The sequence below is a fragment of the Lysobacter sp. P5_B12 genome, assembly GCF_056400425.1.
Window position 1 is genome coordinate 282,331 of the sequence record NZ_JBFULG010000003.1, and the last position, 14,314, is coordinate 296,644.

17 protein-coding genes are annotated in these 14,314 nt (G+C 66.1%); 14 read left to right on the top strand and 3 right to left on the bottom strand.

From position 1 onward, the window contains the following. Positions 1–12 precede the first annotated feature (12 nt). The 3 genes from AC1DOM_RS07435 to AC1DOM_RS07445 all read right to left on the bottom strand — a co-directional run bounded on the left by AC1DOM_RS07435 (position 13) and on the right by AC1DOM_RS07445 (position 2,782). Positions 13–1,473, bottom strand: a complete 1,461-nt coding sequence (locus tag AC1DOM_RS07435; RefSeq protein WP_498961796.1) for an efflux transporter outer membrane subunit — start codon at positions 1,471–1,473, stop codon at positions 13–15. 1 nt (position 1,474) lies between these two features. Next, the gene (locus tag AC1DOM_RS07440; protein ID WP_498961798.1) at positions 1,475–1,921 is read right to left on the bottom strand and encodes a MarR family winged helix-turn-helix transcriptional regulator; all 447 of its coding nucleotides are present in this window, start codon (positions 1,919–1,921) and stop codon (positions 1,475–1,477) included. Positions 1,922–1,999: 78 nt separating this feature from the next. Then, positions 2,000–2,782 carry a cytochrome C assembly family protein gene (locus AC1DOM_RS07445; RefSeq protein WP_498961800.1) on the bottom strand — a complete coding sequence of 261 codons (783 nt, stop codon included), beginning with the start codon at positions 2,780–2,782 and terminating at the stop codon, positions 2,000–2,002. Between the two features lie 68 nt (positions 2,783–2,850). On the opposite strand from AC1DOM_RS07445, the gene ffh reads away from it, so the two are divergent. The 14 genes from ffh (at position 2,851) to AC1DOM_RS07515 (ending at position 14,313) form a co-directional block, all read left to right on the top strand. Next, on the top strand, positions 2,851–4,218 hold the full coding sequence (gene ffh, locus AC1DOM_RS07450) for a signal recognition particle protein (RefSeq protein WP_498961802.1): 1,368 nt from the start codon (positions 2,851–2,853) through the stop codon (positions 4,216–4,218). A gap of 105 nt (positions 4,219–4,323) precedes the next feature. After that, the gene (locus AC1DOM_RS07455; RefSeq protein WP_498961804.1) at positions 4,324–5,220 is read left to right on the top strand and encodes a hypothetical protein; all 897 of its coding nucleotides are present in this window, start codon (positions 4,324–4,326) and stop codon (positions 5,218–5,220) included. A 13-nt stretch (positions 5,221–5,233) separates the two neighbouring features. Continuing rightward, positions 5,234–6,115, top strand: a complete 882-nt coding sequence (locus AC1DOM_RS07460) for a hypothetical protein (RefSeq protein ID WP_498961806.1) — start codon at positions 5,234–5,236, stop codon at positions 6,113–6,115. Positions 6,116–6,210: 95 nt separating this feature from the next. Beyond that, entirely contained in the window at positions 6,211–7,098 is an 888-nt protein-coding gene (locus tag AC1DOM_RS07465) for a hypothetical protein (protein WP_498961808.1), read from the top strand. An 8-nt stretch (positions 7,099–7,106) separates the two neighbouring features. Beyond that, positions 7,107–7,985, top strand: a complete 879-nt coding sequence (locus AC1DOM_RS07470) for a hypothetical protein (protein ID WP_498961810.1) — start codon at positions 7,107–7,109, stop codon at positions 7,983–7,985. Between the two features lie 10 nt (positions 7,986–7,995). Next, positions 7,996–8,889, top strand: coding sequence for a hypothetical protein (locus tag AC1DOM_RS07475; protein WP_498961812.1), 894 nt, complete (start codon positions 7,996–7,998; stop codon positions 8,887–8,889). Positions 8,890–8,901: 12 nt separating this feature from the next. Next, a complete protein-coding gene (locus tag AC1DOM_RS07480) occupies positions 8,902–9,783 on the top strand; it encodes a hypothetical protein (protein ID WP_498961814.1) in 882 nt (293 codons plus the stop codon). An 8-nt stretch (positions 9,784–9,791) separates the two neighbouring features. After that, positions 9,792–10,676, top strand: coding sequence for a hypothetical protein (locus AC1DOM_RS07485; RefSeq protein ID WP_498961816.1), 885 nt, complete (start codon positions 9,792–9,794; stop codon positions 10,674–10,676). Next, on the top strand, positions 10,676–11,554 hold the full coding sequence (locus tag AC1DOM_RS07490; RefSeq protein WP_498961818.1) for a hypothetical protein: 879 nt from the start codon (positions 10,676–10,678) through the stop codon (positions 11,552–11,554). Before AC1DOM_RS07485 ends, AC1DOM_RS07490 begins: the two co-directional genes overlap by 1 nt. A 116-nt stretch (positions 11,555–11,670) precedes the next feature. After that, a complete protein-coding gene (rpsP, locus tag AC1DOM_RS07495) occupies positions 11,671–11,928 on the top strand; it encodes a 30S ribosomal protein S16 (protein WP_498961820.1) in 258 nt (85 codons plus the stop codon). Positions 11,929–11,965: 37 nt separating this feature from the next. After that, positions 11,966–12,505 (top strand): ribosome maturation factor RimM, encoded by a 540-nt coding sequence (gene rimM / locus AC1DOM_RS07500; RefSeq protein WP_498961822.1) that lies wholly within the window; start codon positions 11,966–11,968, stop codon positions 12,503–12,505. A 2-nt stretch (positions 12,506–12,507) separates the two neighbouring features. Then, the gene (gene trmD, locus AC1DOM_RS07505; protein ID WP_498961824.1) at positions 12,508–13,275 is read left to right on the top strand and encodes a tRNA (guanosine(37)-N1)-methyltransferase TrmD; all 768 of its coding nucleotides are present in this window, start codon (positions 12,508–12,510) and stop codon (positions 13,273–13,275) included. 147 nt (positions 13,276–13,422) lie between these two features. Continuing rightward, positions 13,423–13,833: a 50S ribosomal protein L19 gene (gene rplS / locus AC1DOM_RS07510; RefSeq protein WP_498961826.1), complete on the top strand. Its 411-nt coding sequence runs from the start codon at positions 13,423–13,425 to the stop codon at positions 13,831–13,833. A gap of 63 nt (positions 13,834–13,896) precedes the next feature. After that, on the top strand, positions 13,897–14,313 hold the full coding sequence (locus tag AC1DOM_RS07515) for an RNA-binding S4 domain-containing protein (protein ID WP_498961828.1): 417 nt from the start codon (positions 13,897–13,899) through the stop codon (positions 14,311–14,313). Position 14,314: the final 1 nt, after the last annotated feature.

A 14,314-nucleotide genomic window follows, 5' to 3' on the forward strand; every position in this document is an offset into this window, starting at 1 on the left:
TGGGAAAGGGGATCAATGCGTGGAGGCTTGGGCGTTCGCGGCGTCGAGCGCGACCGGATGGGCGATCTGCAATCCGCCGCCGAGCGCACCCTGCAGATCGACCGTCGACTGCAAGCGTTGCGCACGCAACGCGTCGATCTGCTGGTCGAACTGCAACAACGGGCGTTGCGCGGCCAGCACGTCGAGCTGCGTGCCCAGGCCCGCCTTGTAACGTTGCGAGGCGACCGAGTACGCCGACTGCGCTGCTTCGCGCGCCTGCGCGAGCGTCGCCAGTTGCGATTCGAGCGCGCGCGCCGATTGCACGGCATCGGCGACTTCGCGCACCGCGCCGACCAGCGTCTGGTCGTAATCGGCGACCGCCAGGTCGTACGCCGCGTCGGTCTTGGCGAGCGAGTTGCGCAGGCGGCCGCCGTCGAAGATCGGCAGGCTCAACGCAGGACCGCCGTTGACGAGCGCGGCGTCGCCGGAAAACAGATCGGACAGATGGCCGGATGCGAGCCCGACCAGCGCGTTGAGATTCACCGCCGGGTAGAACGCGGCCTTCGCGACGTGGATCGATTCGCCCGCCGCTTCCACGCGCCAGCGCGCGGCGACGACGTCGGGGCGATGGCCGAGCAACTCGCTCGGCAACACATCCGGCACGCCGGGGGCGGGTGCCTGTAGAAGCGCAGGCTTGGTGATCGCAACTCCGCGATCGGGGCCCTTGCCCAGCAGCGCAGCGATGGCGTTGCGCGCGAGCTGCGCCTGGTGTTCCGCGGCCTGCGCCTGTTGCTTGGCCGCGCCGACGTTCGCTTCGGCGTTGCGCAATTGCAGTTGGTTGTCGATGCCGGCGTCGACGCGTTGCTTCGACAGCGACGCGAGGTTCGACGCACGCGCCGCCTCGGCATTCGCCGTTTCGGCCGCGTCGTGCGCGAGCGCGAGGGCGATGTAGGTGCGCGCGATGTTGGAGGCCAGCATCAGGCGCGCGGCTTGCGCGTCCACTTCGGTGGCGCGCGCCTGGTCGAGTGCGCCGCGCCATTGCGCCGCATGCGCGCCCCACAGGTCGATGCTCCACTTGAAGTTGAGCCCGAGCAGGTAAATGTTCTGGTAGTCGCCGCCCAGGCCTTCGGGCGCGATGCTCTCCGGCACGAGCAGGCCGATGTATTGCGCGCTCGCGCCGAGCGTCGGCTTGCGTTCGGCATCGGCCAGGCCCGCCTGCGCGGCGGCCTGGCGCACGCGCGCATCGGCGGCGGCCAGCGACGGCGTGCCGGCCAGCGCTTCGTCGATCAGCGCGTTCAATTGCGGATCGCCGTACGCGGTCCACCAGTCGTGCGCGGGGAACTGCGCGTCGGACGCAGCGCCGAAGGATTGCTTCGTCGCGAGCGTCGCGTTCGCATCGCGCGGCTGCGATTCCGGCGCAAGGCCGCGCGAACTGGCGCAACCGGCGATGAAGACGGTGGCGGCGAGTGCGAGGGGGATCAGGGGCAAGCGCATGTCAGTCCTGTGCCGCGAGGTTGTCGCGGACCTGGGAAAGGAGTCGGAGGAGTTCTTCGCGTTCGGTGGGGCTCAGGTGCGCCATAGCGAGGTCGTGCACGCGTTGCGCGGAAGGCGCGATGTCGTTCCACATCGCGCGGCCGGCGTCGGTCAGCATGATCGTCAGCGCGCGGCGGTCGCCGGGGACGGCTTCACGGGCGAGCAGGCCGCGCTCTTCGAGCTTGTCGAGCAGGCGGGTCATCGCGCCGGGATGCAGGTAGGCCGCTCGAGCCAGTTCGGTCGCGCCCGCCGGACCATGGGCCAGCGTCTTGAGGGTGATGTACTGGGTGAAGTTCAGGTCGTGGCCGTTGGCCGCGAGTTCGGCTTCCATCCGCGCCCACATGGCATCGCGCACCTGGCGGAACAGCAGGCCCAGGGAGGAGCCGTTACAGGGAGGGGTGGTCGACATGGGGCGGGATGATGCGTGCCCCTGCAATAGTTGTCAATGCAATTATTGTGAAAGCAGCCTTCCCACGCCAACGGCCGCTTAAACGCGCTTTAGCACCATCTCCAGCACGAACTGGCTGCCGAAGAAGGCCAGCATCAGCAGCACCATGGCGACCAGCGTCCATCGGACTGCCTTCGCCCCGCGCCAGCCCCAGCGCCAGCGGCCGAGCAGCAGCACCCCGAAGGCCAGCCAGGACAGGACGCTCAACACCGTCTTGTGCACCAGGTGCTGGGCCAGGAGGTTTTCGACGAACAACACGCCGGTCAGCAGTGTGGCCGTGAGCAGGCCGAATCCGACGGCGATCGTACGGAACAGCAACGACTCCAGTTGCGTCAGCGGTGGCATCGCGCGCAGCCAGCCGTGGAATTCGCGGCGGCGCAACCCGCGTTCCTGTGCCCAGAGCAGGACCGCGATCAGGGCCGCGATCCCGAGCGTGGCGTAGGCGAGCAACGCGCACCACGCATGCAATTGCAGGCGCCAGTCCAGTTGCGTGGCATTGACGTGCCCGCGCGATGCGTAGGCGATGGCGACGACCGATGCGATCGGAAACACGATCACGCCCAGCGCCGCCATCCGCCCGCTCGCGCCGAACGCGGTGGTCAGCACGGCCATGCCCAGGCCGACCAGCGACAGCGCGGAGAAGAAGTGCAGGTCCAGCGCGCCGGCCCCATGCCAGGTGCTCGCGTGCAGGGCGACATGCAGGGCCAGCGCGATCAACGCGGGCAACAACCACGCACGTCCGCGCGCATCGCGCGCGACGTCGCGGGCAAGCAAGCCGGCGGCGCAGAGGTAGGCCAGGGCGGTGATGAATGCGAGCGTCATGTCGGAAGTGTGCCACGGCCCAAGGGCTATACTGCGCGGCCTGGTTTTCGCCGCATTTCAAGACCCCCATGTTCGAATCCCTGACCCAGCGCCTCTCCGGCACCATCGAGCGCCTGCGCGGCCGTGGCCGCCTGACCGAGGAGAACATCCGCGAGGCGCTGCGCGAAGTGCGCATCGCGCTGCTCGAAGCGGACGTCGCGCTGCCGGTGGTGCAGGCGCTGGTCGAACGCATCAAGGTGCGCGCGGTCGGGCAGGAAGTCCTGAAGTCGCTGACGCCCGGCCAGGCGCTGATCAAGATCGTGCGCGACGAGCTGACGACCGTGATGGGCGCGGCCGCCTCCGACCTCAACCTCAACGTGCCCGCACCGGCCGTGATCCTGATGGCCGGCCTGCAGGGCGCGGGCAAGACGACTACCGTCGCCAAGCTCGCCAAGCACCTGAAGGAACGCCGCAAGAAGAAGGTGATGGTGGTGTCGGCCGACGTCTATCGCCCGGCCGCGATCGAACAGTTGAAAACCCTCGCGCAGCAGGTCGACGTGCTGTGGTTCCCGTCCGATCCCTCGCAGAAGCCCGAGGCGATCGTGCGCGCGGCGATCGACGATGCGCGCAAGTCCTTCGCCGACGTGCTGATCGTCGACACCGCGGGCCGCACGAGCATCGACGAAGCGATGATGCGCGAGATCCAGGCGCTGCATGCCGCGGTCGCGCCGGTCGAAACGCTGTTCGTCGTCGACTCGATGACCGGCCAGGACGCCGCGGTCACCGCGAAACATTTCGGCGACGCGCTGCCGCTCACCGGCGTGGTGCTCACCAAGACCGACGGCGACGCGCGTGGTGGCGCCGCGTTGTCGGTGCGTTACATCACCGGCAAGCCGATCAAGTTCATCGGCACCGGCGAGAAGCCCGATGGCCTGGATGTCTTCCATCCCGATCGCGTCGCCAGCCGCATCCTCGACATGGGCGACGTGCTCTCGCTCGTCGAACAGGTCGAGCAGCAGGTCGACAAGGACAAGGCGGCCAAGCTCGCCGAGAAGGTCGCCAAGGGCAAGCGCTTCAACCTCGAGGACATGCGCGACCAGCTCGAGCAGATGCAGAACATGGGCGGCCTGCACGGGCTCATGGACAAGCTGCCGGGCATGGGCCAGGTGCCCGAGCACCTGAAGAACCAGGTCACCGGCAAGGAAGTGCCGCGCATGATGGCGATCATCGGTTCGATGACGCCGAAGGAACGCCGTAACCCGCATCTGCTCAACGGCTCGCGCCGCGCACGCATCGCGAAGGGCTCGGGCACCTCGCCGGCCGACGTCAACAAGCTGCTCAAGCAATTCCAGCAAATGGAAAAGATGATGGGCAAGCTCGCCGGCGGCGGCATGAAGGGCCTCATGCGCGGCATGAAGGGCATGATGGGCGGCCGCGGCGGGATGCCGTTCCGCTAAGGAGCGTCTCCCCGTGAGCGTGGGTAGCGGGCTCGCAACGCGCCCGCTTTGCGGTTAACGTCTCGCCGCATCGGGCATGACGGCCCGGGGTCGAAGGGGAGTTCGATGAAGGCATTCCTGCTGGCGTGCGCGCTTGCGCTCGCTGCCTTGCCCGCGCGCGCGGACACCGTGATGTCCATCGTGAGTGCGAGCCCGTCCGAATGGGTCGGACAAGGACAGAGCAAGACCTACACCAACGCGAACGCGACGTTCACCGTCAGCGGCAACAACCAGCGCCTGCAACTGCGCGTGGTCGGCACCGACGGCAAGACCTGGGACATGGTGCTCAAGGCGCCGGTCGGTTCCACGTTCCGCCCGCACGAATACTGGTACGCAGAACGCGAAGGCTTCGAAGCCGGCCGCGCGCCGAGCATGGATTTCTCGGGCAACGGACGTGCGTGCGGCGAGGTGTACGGCGACTTCAAACTGCGCCAGATCGGTTACGACGCCAGGGGCAACGTCAACATGCTCGAGGCTGCGGTGCTGCAGCGCTGCGAGAAAGAGGACGCGCCGCCGCTGGCCGTGACGGTGATGTATCGCGCGGCGAAGTTGTCTTTCAGCCTGGCTTCCTCGCCGGAAGATTGGGTCGGCGCGGGCGTGAACACGACGCTTTACAACGACGTCGCCACGTTCGAGGTCAACGGCAACGGGCAGGGCGCGGTGATCCTGGAGGTCGCAGGCAAGGGCCTGGATTACACGATGATGCTCGTACCGCCCGTTGGCCAGGCACGCTTGGCGAAGGGCATCTACGACACCGTGCGCATGCCGGGTTCGTCGCTTGCGGCGATGGACCAGTTCGGCAACGGGCGTGGCGACAACGAATCGTGGGGACGCCTGGAAGTGCTCTCCGTCACCTACGACGCCGCCGACGACGTGCGGCAATTCAGCGCCCGCTACACGTTCTACAAAGACGCCACGCGCACGAAAGTCGTGCGTTCGGGCGGCGTCAATTTCTCGAAGTGAACCGGAGACTGCGATGAAGCGATTCCTCCTGGCATGCCTCCTGTTCGCCGCAACGGTGCCGGCCTTCGCGGACAACACCGCCGTTTCGATCGTGCCCACCGGGAGGGACTGGGTGAGCAAGGGCGTCGCGCGCACGTTCACCTCGGCCAACGCAGGCATCACGGTCACCGCCTCCCAACGACATTCGATCTCGGTCGCCATTCGCGGCAACGACGGGAAAGCGTGGGACATCGAGCTCCAGGCCCCGGTGGGGGAAACGCTGGAACCGGGCCAGTATTTCTTCGCCGAGCGATGGGGTTTCCAGAAAGGCCGCGCGCCGGCGCTGGATTACGCCGGCGATGGTGCCGGCTGCAACCGGGTGCTCGGCGCATTCTCCATTCGCCAGATCCAATTCAATGCAGCCGGCCAGCTGCTGCGGCTCGAAGCCAACGCGACCCACTATTGCGAAAACTACGGATCGCCTCCGGTCGGCATCGGCATCGTGTACCAGGCGCCGCCGATGAATTTCTGGATCGATGCGGCGGACCTGCAGCGCGTCGGGCGCGGCTATTACGGCGATACCTCGACGTACTCGCTCGTGAGCGCGTCGCTGACGGCCTTCCAGTACAAGGCCGCGGGCCTGCGCGACAAATGGACGATGAACTTCGCCGTGCCCACGGGACAAGCGTATTTCGTCAAGGGCGTCTACCTCACCGAAGGAACGGCGGTGCCGAACCGCGCCGGAATGGACCTTCGACTCGGCACCACGCGAAAGGCCGAACCTGGCAAGTTGGAAATCCTGACGATCGGCTATCGCAACGGGGAGGTCGTGCAGCTCAGCGCGCGCTACTGGTTCTATACCGACCTCTCGCGCACGACGATCGTCCGCTCGGGCCGCATCAACTACTGGAAGTGAACCGAGTGACTATCGGTAGCGGGCGTGCGCTGCGCCCGTGTTCGCGTTAACCTGAATGCTGTCGGGCAGGGGGCCCGGCGCAATCGGGGGATTGCATGATTCGGTTTCTCCTTGCGTGCGCGCTTGGGCTTGCGAGCTTCGCGGCGCGCGCCGACACCGTGCTGTCCATCGTCAGTTCCAACGCCACCGAATGGGTGGGGCAGGGACAGTCCCTGGCGTACACCAACGCCAATGCCACCTTCACGGTCACCGGGACGCGGTCGCGCATGCAGTTGCGCGTCGTGGGTGCCGATGGCAAGACGTGGGACGTCCGCCTGAAGGCGCCGGTCGGCCAGGTCCTGCGGCCGCGGCGATTCCAGCTGGCCGAACGCGAAGGTTTCGAAACCGGCCGCGCGCCGAGCCTGGACTTCTCCGGCGACGGGCGCGCCTGCGGCGATGTGTTCGGTGAGTTCAGCATTCGCCAGATCGGCTTCGATGCGACGGGGCGCGTCAATCTGCTGGACGCCAGCCTGATTCAGCGCTGTGTTCCGGAGGCCCCGCCGCTCGCCGCCGTGATCATGTATCGCGCGCCGAAACTGTCGTTCAAGTTCGATTCGACGTCCGACTTCGTGGCCGGGGCGTTGTCGACGCAGTTGTACGGCGACACGGCGCTGTTCAACGTGGCGACGGCCACGCCGCGTTATTTCCATTACGGCGCGCGGGGCAACGGGACGGAGTGGATGTTCCACTTCACGGCGCCGCCTTACGAAGACGTCTTCCACACGGGCATGTACCTGACGACTTTCGACAACGTCGTCGGCGAGGCCACCATGAGCATGTCGTACGGCTCGTTGGCCAACCATAACCTGGGGCGGCTCGAGATCCTGTCGATCGCCTACGACAGCAACCGGGAGATCGTGCAATTGAGCGCGCGCTACTGGTTCTACGGCGACGCCGCACGCACGAAGCCCGTGAGTGTCGGCACCATCAACTTCGTGAAATGAGGCCGCGGATGACTCGGTTTCTGCTCTCCTGCGTGCTCTGTTTCGCGGCCTTGCCGGCGTTTGCGCAATCGGCCGCGCTGTCGTTCGTCCCGTCGGGGCGCGGCGAATACATCAGCGGCGACCAGGCGCTCACCTACACGCCCGCCAACGGTCGTCTCGTATTGACCAACGGCGGGCGCAGCCGGTTGCGGTTCTATGTCAGCGGCGACGATGGGAACTCATGGGATTTCTATCTCACCGCGCCCGAAGGCGAACAACTCCAGGTCGGGGAATACCTCGACGTCGAGCTCGCCGGCAGCCAGATCGGTCGCACCTCGGGGCTTTCATTCCAGGGGTGGGGCCGCGGGTGTTCGAAGGTCACCGGCCGGTTCGGCGTGCGGCAACTGGCGTTCGATTCGACCGGGAAGATCACCCGATTGGAAGCGGTGGCCACGCAGTCCTGCGACGGCGGGCCGCCGTTGGCGATCGCGGCCACGTGGAATGCGCCCGCGCTGAATTTCGCGATGGGCGCGCCGGATTTCGGGCGCACCAACCGCACCTACTACGGCGATACCTCGACGTTCTCCCTCGTGCATTCGTCACCGGGCGCATTTCGTTACGCGGTGTCCGGCCAGCGCGACAAATGGACGATGAACTTCGCCGTCCCGCCGGGGCAGGCGCAGTTCGCCAAGGGCGTCTACCTCACCGAAGGCGTCGCGGCGCCGGGCGTTGCAGGCATGGATGTCGCGCTCGGCAACGTACGCAGGGGCGAATACGGCAAGCTCGAAATCTTGTCGATCGCCTACAAGTCCGGCGCGATCGCGCAGGTGAGCGCGCGCTTCTGGTTCTACGGCGACATCGCGCGCACAAAGCTCCTGCGCTCGGGCCGCATCAACTATTGGAAGTGAGGGACGGCGCATGAAACGGATCTTCCTGGCGTGCGTGCTCGCACTGGTTTCGCTCCCGGCCCTCGCCGACACGGTGATGTCCATGGTCAGCAGCGATGCGACCGAATGGGTGGGGCGCGGGCAGTCGAAGACCTACACTAACGCCAATGCGACCTTTTTGGTCGCAGGCGATCGAATGCGATTGACCGTGCGCGTGGCGGGGACCGACGGCAAGACCTGGGACTTGCGGTTGAAGGCGCCGGTGAACGACGAGTTCCGGCCCTACGAATACTGGTTCGCCGAACGCGAAGGCTTCGAAACCGGGCGCGCGCCGAGCATGGATTTCTCCGGCGACGGGCGTGCGTGCGCCGATGTCTACGGCTCGTTCACCATCCGCCAGATCGGTTACGACGCCAACGGCAAGGTCAACATGCTCGAGGCGACAGTGCTGCAACGCTGCGACAGCGCGGAAGGGCCGCCGCTGGCGGTCGTGTTGATGTATCGCGCGCCGCAGCTCAACTTCTCGATGAAGTCCGAGGCGATCGATACCTACGTGGGGCTCGGCCAAACGGTGCGACTGTATGGCGACACGTCGATCTTCAGCATCGGGTCTCCGGGTCCCACCGAACAAATCTACGTTTCCGGGCTGGGCACTTCCTTCTTCATAACGTTGGAACTGCCCTATGGACATGAGCGCTTCCAGAAGGGCACCTACGTCACGATGTCCCGCGCGACGGGCAACCTGGGCGGCATGGATTTCTCGATGGGAAGTCGCGGCGGCGGGGGTTACGGCAAGTTGGAAATCCTCAGCATCACCTACGACTCCATCTACCTGAAGCAGATCAGCGCGCGTTACTGGTTCTACGCCGATCCGGCGCGCACGCGGCTGCTGCGCTCGGGCAACTTCAATCTCGTGACGCAGTAACGGGACCGACGCATGAAACGCCTGCTCCTCGCAATTCTGCTGTTCGCCTGCGCGCTCCCCGCGTTCGCGCAGACCGCGGTCGCGATCGTGCCCACCGGCACGGACTTCGTGACCAACGGGAAAACCTACACGTACACGCCTGCCAATTCGCGCATCACCCTCATGCAGCCGTACTACGACAAGAATTACGTGCGGATCTTCGTCAGCGGCAACGATGCGATGAACTGGACCATCGAATTCATGGCCGGAAGAGGCGAATCGCTGCGCCCGAATGAATTCTTCTACGCCGAGCGTTCGCAGTTCTCCGAAGGTCGCGCGCCGGGCATCGATTTCTACGGAAACGGGTCGGGCTGCAACCGCCCCTCGGGCTACTTCGATGTGCGCCAGATCCAGTTCGACGCGCAGGGCGTGGTGGTACGACTGGAAGCGGTGATGGTGGCGTATTGCAGTTGGAATGCCCCGCCCGTGGCGGTGGCCGTCCAGTACCAGGCACCGGCGCTGAATTACTCGGTCGGAGAGGCCGACATCGCCAAGCCCACGATCACCTACTACGGCGATACGTCCACCTTCTCGTTGGTCAACACTACGCCCGCCGCGTTCCGTTACGTCTCCTCGGGCATGCGCGATGTATGGACGATGAACTTCGCCGCGCCGCCTGGCCAGGCGCAGTTCGCCAAGGGCATGTACCTCACCGAAGGCGTGGCGGCGCCCGGCGTCGCGGGCATGGACCAGGCGCTCGGGAAATCGCGACGCACCGACCGCGGGAAGTTCGAAATCCTGACCATCACCTACCGCAACGGCGCGATCGTGCAACTCAGTGCGCGCTATTGGTTCTACAGCGACGTCGCGCGCACGAAGGTCATTCGTTCCGGCCGCATCAACTTCTGGAAGTGAGGTTGCCGATGATGTTGCGATTGTTGTTCGCGTGTTTGCTCGCGATGGCGGCATTCCCGTCGCGCGCCGACACGGTACTGTCGATCGTCAGCAGCGCGCCGTCCGAATGGGTCGGGCAGGGCAAGTCGCTGACCTACACCAACGCCAACGCCACGTTCACCGTGACCGGCGATCGCACGCGCGTACTCGTGCGCGTCGTCGGCACCGACGGAAAAACCTGGAACGTGCGCTTCAAGCCGCGCGCCGGCGAATTCCTGCGCGTGCATCGCTTCTGGCAGGCCGAGCGCGAAGGCTTCGAAACCGGCCACGCGCCGGGCATGGACTTCTCCGGCGACGGGCGTTCGTGCGGCGATGTCTACGGGGATTTCGGCATCCGGCAGATCGGGTTCGACGCCGCGGGCAAGGTCAACCTGCTCGAAGCCTCGGTGCTTCAGCGATGCAACACCCCGGATGCGCCGGCACTCGCGGCGGTGCTGATGTATCGGGCGCCGAAGCTCTCGTTCTCGGTCGACACCTCGCCGACGTCGGCGTTCGGGGGCCGTTCGGCGCGCCTGTACAACGATCTCGCCACCTTCAGTTTCAGCGGGACCCAGCTCTTCCTTCTCAGGGCGGATGGCGGGACGTCGTACTGGCACCTGATGTTCCAGCTGCCGTATGGAGAAACGGAGTTCCGGAAGGGCATGTACTACACMTACGACCATCAGGTGGGCACCCTCGCAGGACTCTCGCTGGGATCCGATGGTGTCGGTGACGGGGGATGGGGCAAGTTCGAAGTCCTGACCGTGTCCAACTACGCGGGACTGCCGACGCAAATGAGCGCGCGCTTCTGGGTTTACAGGGACGAGGCCAGGACGCAACTGGTGTACTCGGGCACCTTCAATTGGACGAAGTGATGCGCACCGGCAAGGGGAATCGAATGACGCGCTTATTGCTTGCGATGCTGCTCTTCGCGGCTTCGCTTCCGGCCTGTGCGCAGTGGACCGTGACGGTCGTGACGTCGGCCAATTCGATRCACGGCGAACAGACGCAGATCTTCACGCCGGCGGATTCGACCCTCGACATGCGGCCGGCGCAGCCGACCACCGTGCAGTTCGACCTCAGGCGCGACGGAATGACGCCCATGTCGCTGGTCATGGGCGTGCCGGCAGGCGAAACCATCGGGCCGCGCGAATACACGACGGCGCTGGCCTTTCCCTATGGCCGCGAAAACACCCTGAAGTGGGGAAATGGGTGCAGGGAGTACGGGGCGTTCTCGATCCGCCAACTCGTGGTCGTGACCGGCAAGGTCATGCGGCTCGAGGCAGTTGCGAGGACGAACTGCGCGTCTCCGGAGATCACTCCGATCACGATCGCCATCAATTACCAGGCGCCGGCGCTGAATTTCTCCATCGTGGCCCCCGAGCTGACCCGGTCGACCCGCACTTACTACGGCGACACCGCGATCTTCGGGCTGACCAATGCCACGCCCGCCCAATTCGATTACACCGTCTCCGGCCAGCGCGACAAATGGGCGATGCATTTCGCCGTGCCCCCCGGGCAGGCCCAGCTCGCCAAGGGCGTGTACCTCACCGAAGGCGTGGCGGCCCCAGGCGTGGCGGGCATGGACATCGCGCTGAACGGCACCCGCAAGGCCGAATGGGGCAAGTTCGAAGTCCTCACGGTGACCTATCGCAACGGGGCCCTCGTGCAGCTCAGCGCCCGGTTCTGGTTCTATTCCGACCTCGCCCGGACCCAGGTCGTGCGGTCGGGCAAGATCAACTTCTGGAAGTAGGGCGGGGCGGCCACGGCCGCCTTCACACCCGGCTTGGCCCGGCGCAGGCGATTGGTCTACAATCGCCGGCTTACCTCGGCACGTCCGCCGACTGGGCTACACAGGAACCTCGCACCATGGTCAAGATTCGCCTCACCCGCGGCGGCGCGAAGAAGCGCCCCTTCTACCACATCATCGTCACCGACAGCCGCAGCGCGCGCGACGGCCGCAACATCGAGCGCCTGGGTTACTACAACCCGATCGCGTCGGGCGCCGAGAAGTCGGTCGAGCTGAACACCGAACGCCTGAATTTCTGGGTCGGCCAGGGCGCGCAGATGAGCGACAAGGTCGCCAATCTCGCCAAGCAGGCCGTCAAGGCCGCGCCGGCTGCCTGAGTTCCGCAGTCGCGCGAACGAGCGCGGCGCGCAACCCATGCCTGATCAAGACGCCCCGCAGAAGGACCTTCTGGCGGGGCGTCTGCTTTTGGTCGGCAAACTGCATGGCGGCTTCGGCATCAAGGGCGAAGTGAAGCTCGAAAGTTTCACCGAGCCGCCGGAACGCATCTTCAAATACCAACCGTGGACCTTGCGCGATGCGCAGGGCCGCGAGCGCACCTGCACCGGCGCGAAAGGCCGCGTCACGCCGAAAGGCGTCGTCGCCGTCCTTCCGGACATCGCCGACCGCGACGCCGCCGATGCACTGCGCGGCACCGAACTCTACGTCCCGCGCTCCACGCTGCCGCCACCGGCGCCCGGCGAGTATTACTGGGTCGACCTCGAGGGCCTGCGCGTGGTGAACCTGCAAGGCGTGGACTTCGGTACCGTTTCGCACCTGTTTTCCACCGGCGCCAACGACGTGCTGGTGGCGCAGGGCGACCGCGAACGCATGATCCCGTTCGTCGAACCGGACTACGTCAAATCCGTCGATTTCGATGCCGGCGTGGTCACCGTCGACTGGGATGCGGACTTCTGAGCATGCGCGTCGACATCGTCAGCCTGTTTCCGGAATTCGTCGCGCAATGCGCGGCCTTCGGTGTGGTCGGGCGGGCGCAGGAACGCGGATTGCTCTCGCTGCATGGTTGGAACCCGCGCGACTACGCGCCCGGCAATTACCGCCGCGTGGACGACCGCCCGTTCGGCGGTGGCCCCGGCATGGTGATGCTGATCGATCCGCTGCGCGATGCCATCGCCGCCGCGCGCGCTGCCGATCCGGTCGATGCGCACGTGGTTTACCTCACCCCCCAGGGCACGCGCCTGACGCAGGCGAAGGTGCGCGAGCTCGGGGCGCTGCCGCGCCTGGTCCTGCTGTGCGGCCGCTATGAAGGCGTCGACGAGCGCCTGATCGAAGCCGAAGTCGACGAGGAGCTCTCCATCGGCGACTACGTGCTTTCCGGCGGCGAGCTGGCCGCGGCGGTCCTCGTCGACGCCGTCGCCCGGCTCCAGGAGGGCGCGCTGAACGACGCCGAATCGGCACTGCAGGACAGCTTCGAAGGGGGCCTGCTCGATTGCCCGCACTACACGCGGCCGGTCGAACACCCGCTGGGGAAGGTTCCCGAGGTGCTTCTGTCGGGCAACCACGCCCAGATCGCCCGCTGGCGCCGGATGGAAAGCCTCGGCCGCACCTGGCTGCGCCGGCCGGACCTGCTGGATGAACAGGCCCTCCCCAAGGCCGACCGCGGCCTGCTGGAGGACTTCCGGGCCCGTTACATGCGGGGCATCGACGAACCCGACGGCGACGCGTAACTCCCGGCTTCTCAAAAGAAAAGCTGGCATTGGGCCCCGATGGGCCGCTAGAATGTGCGGCTTCGCTCCAACAGCCCCGGTACCGGCCCTCCGCTGGTGCCCGATAACAAGCGTCGCGCAGCTGCGCGAACACCAACAGGCCGTCCCATGAACAAGCCCTCGCTCAATACGCTGCTGCAGAACTTCGAAACCGACCAGATCCAGCGCCAGCTGCCCGATTTCGGCCCCGGCGACACCGTCGTGGTGAACGTCAAGGTCAAGGAAGGCAACCGCGAACGCATCCAGGCCTATGAAGGCGTGGTCATCGGCAAGAAGAACGCCGGCCTGAACTCCGCTTTCACCGTGCGCAAGATCTCGCACGGCTACGGCGTCGAGCGCGTGTTCCAGACCCACAGCGCCGCCATCGACTCGGTCGAAGTCAAGCGCCGCGGCGACGTCCGCTCGGGCAAGCTGTATTACCTCCGTGGCCTGGAAGGCAAGGCTGCGCGCATCAAGGAAGACCTGGCCGGCAACGCGAAGGCCAAGGCCGCTGCGGCCGCCGCTGCTGCCCAGCAGTAAGCGTCTCCGCCAGATGCACCCGAAACGACCGCCTCTTGGCGGTCGTTTTGTTTATATCGCCCCATGACGACCGAACAAACCGCCACCGCGCCGCAACCCGGCGTCCGCATCGACGTCTGGCTCTGGGCCGCGCGCTTCTACAAGACGCGCAGCCTGGCCAAGCAGGCCATCGAGAACGGCAAGGTCGAGATCGCCGGACAACGCGCGAAAGCCTCGCGGCAAGTACACGTCGACGAAGCGATGACGATCGTGCGCGGCGAGGAACGCTTCGAGATCCACGTGCGCGGTTTGTCCGACACGCGCGGGCCGGCGAAGGTTGCGCAAGCCTTGTACGAAGAGAGCGTTCAATCGCGCGAACGCCGCGCGGCGGAACGGGCGACGCGCGCGGCGGAACGCGCGGGTTACAAGGCGCCGGAAACCAAACCCGACAAGCGTGCGCGACGCTTGATCCGCGCGCTCGGCGACATCGACGCGTTGTAGC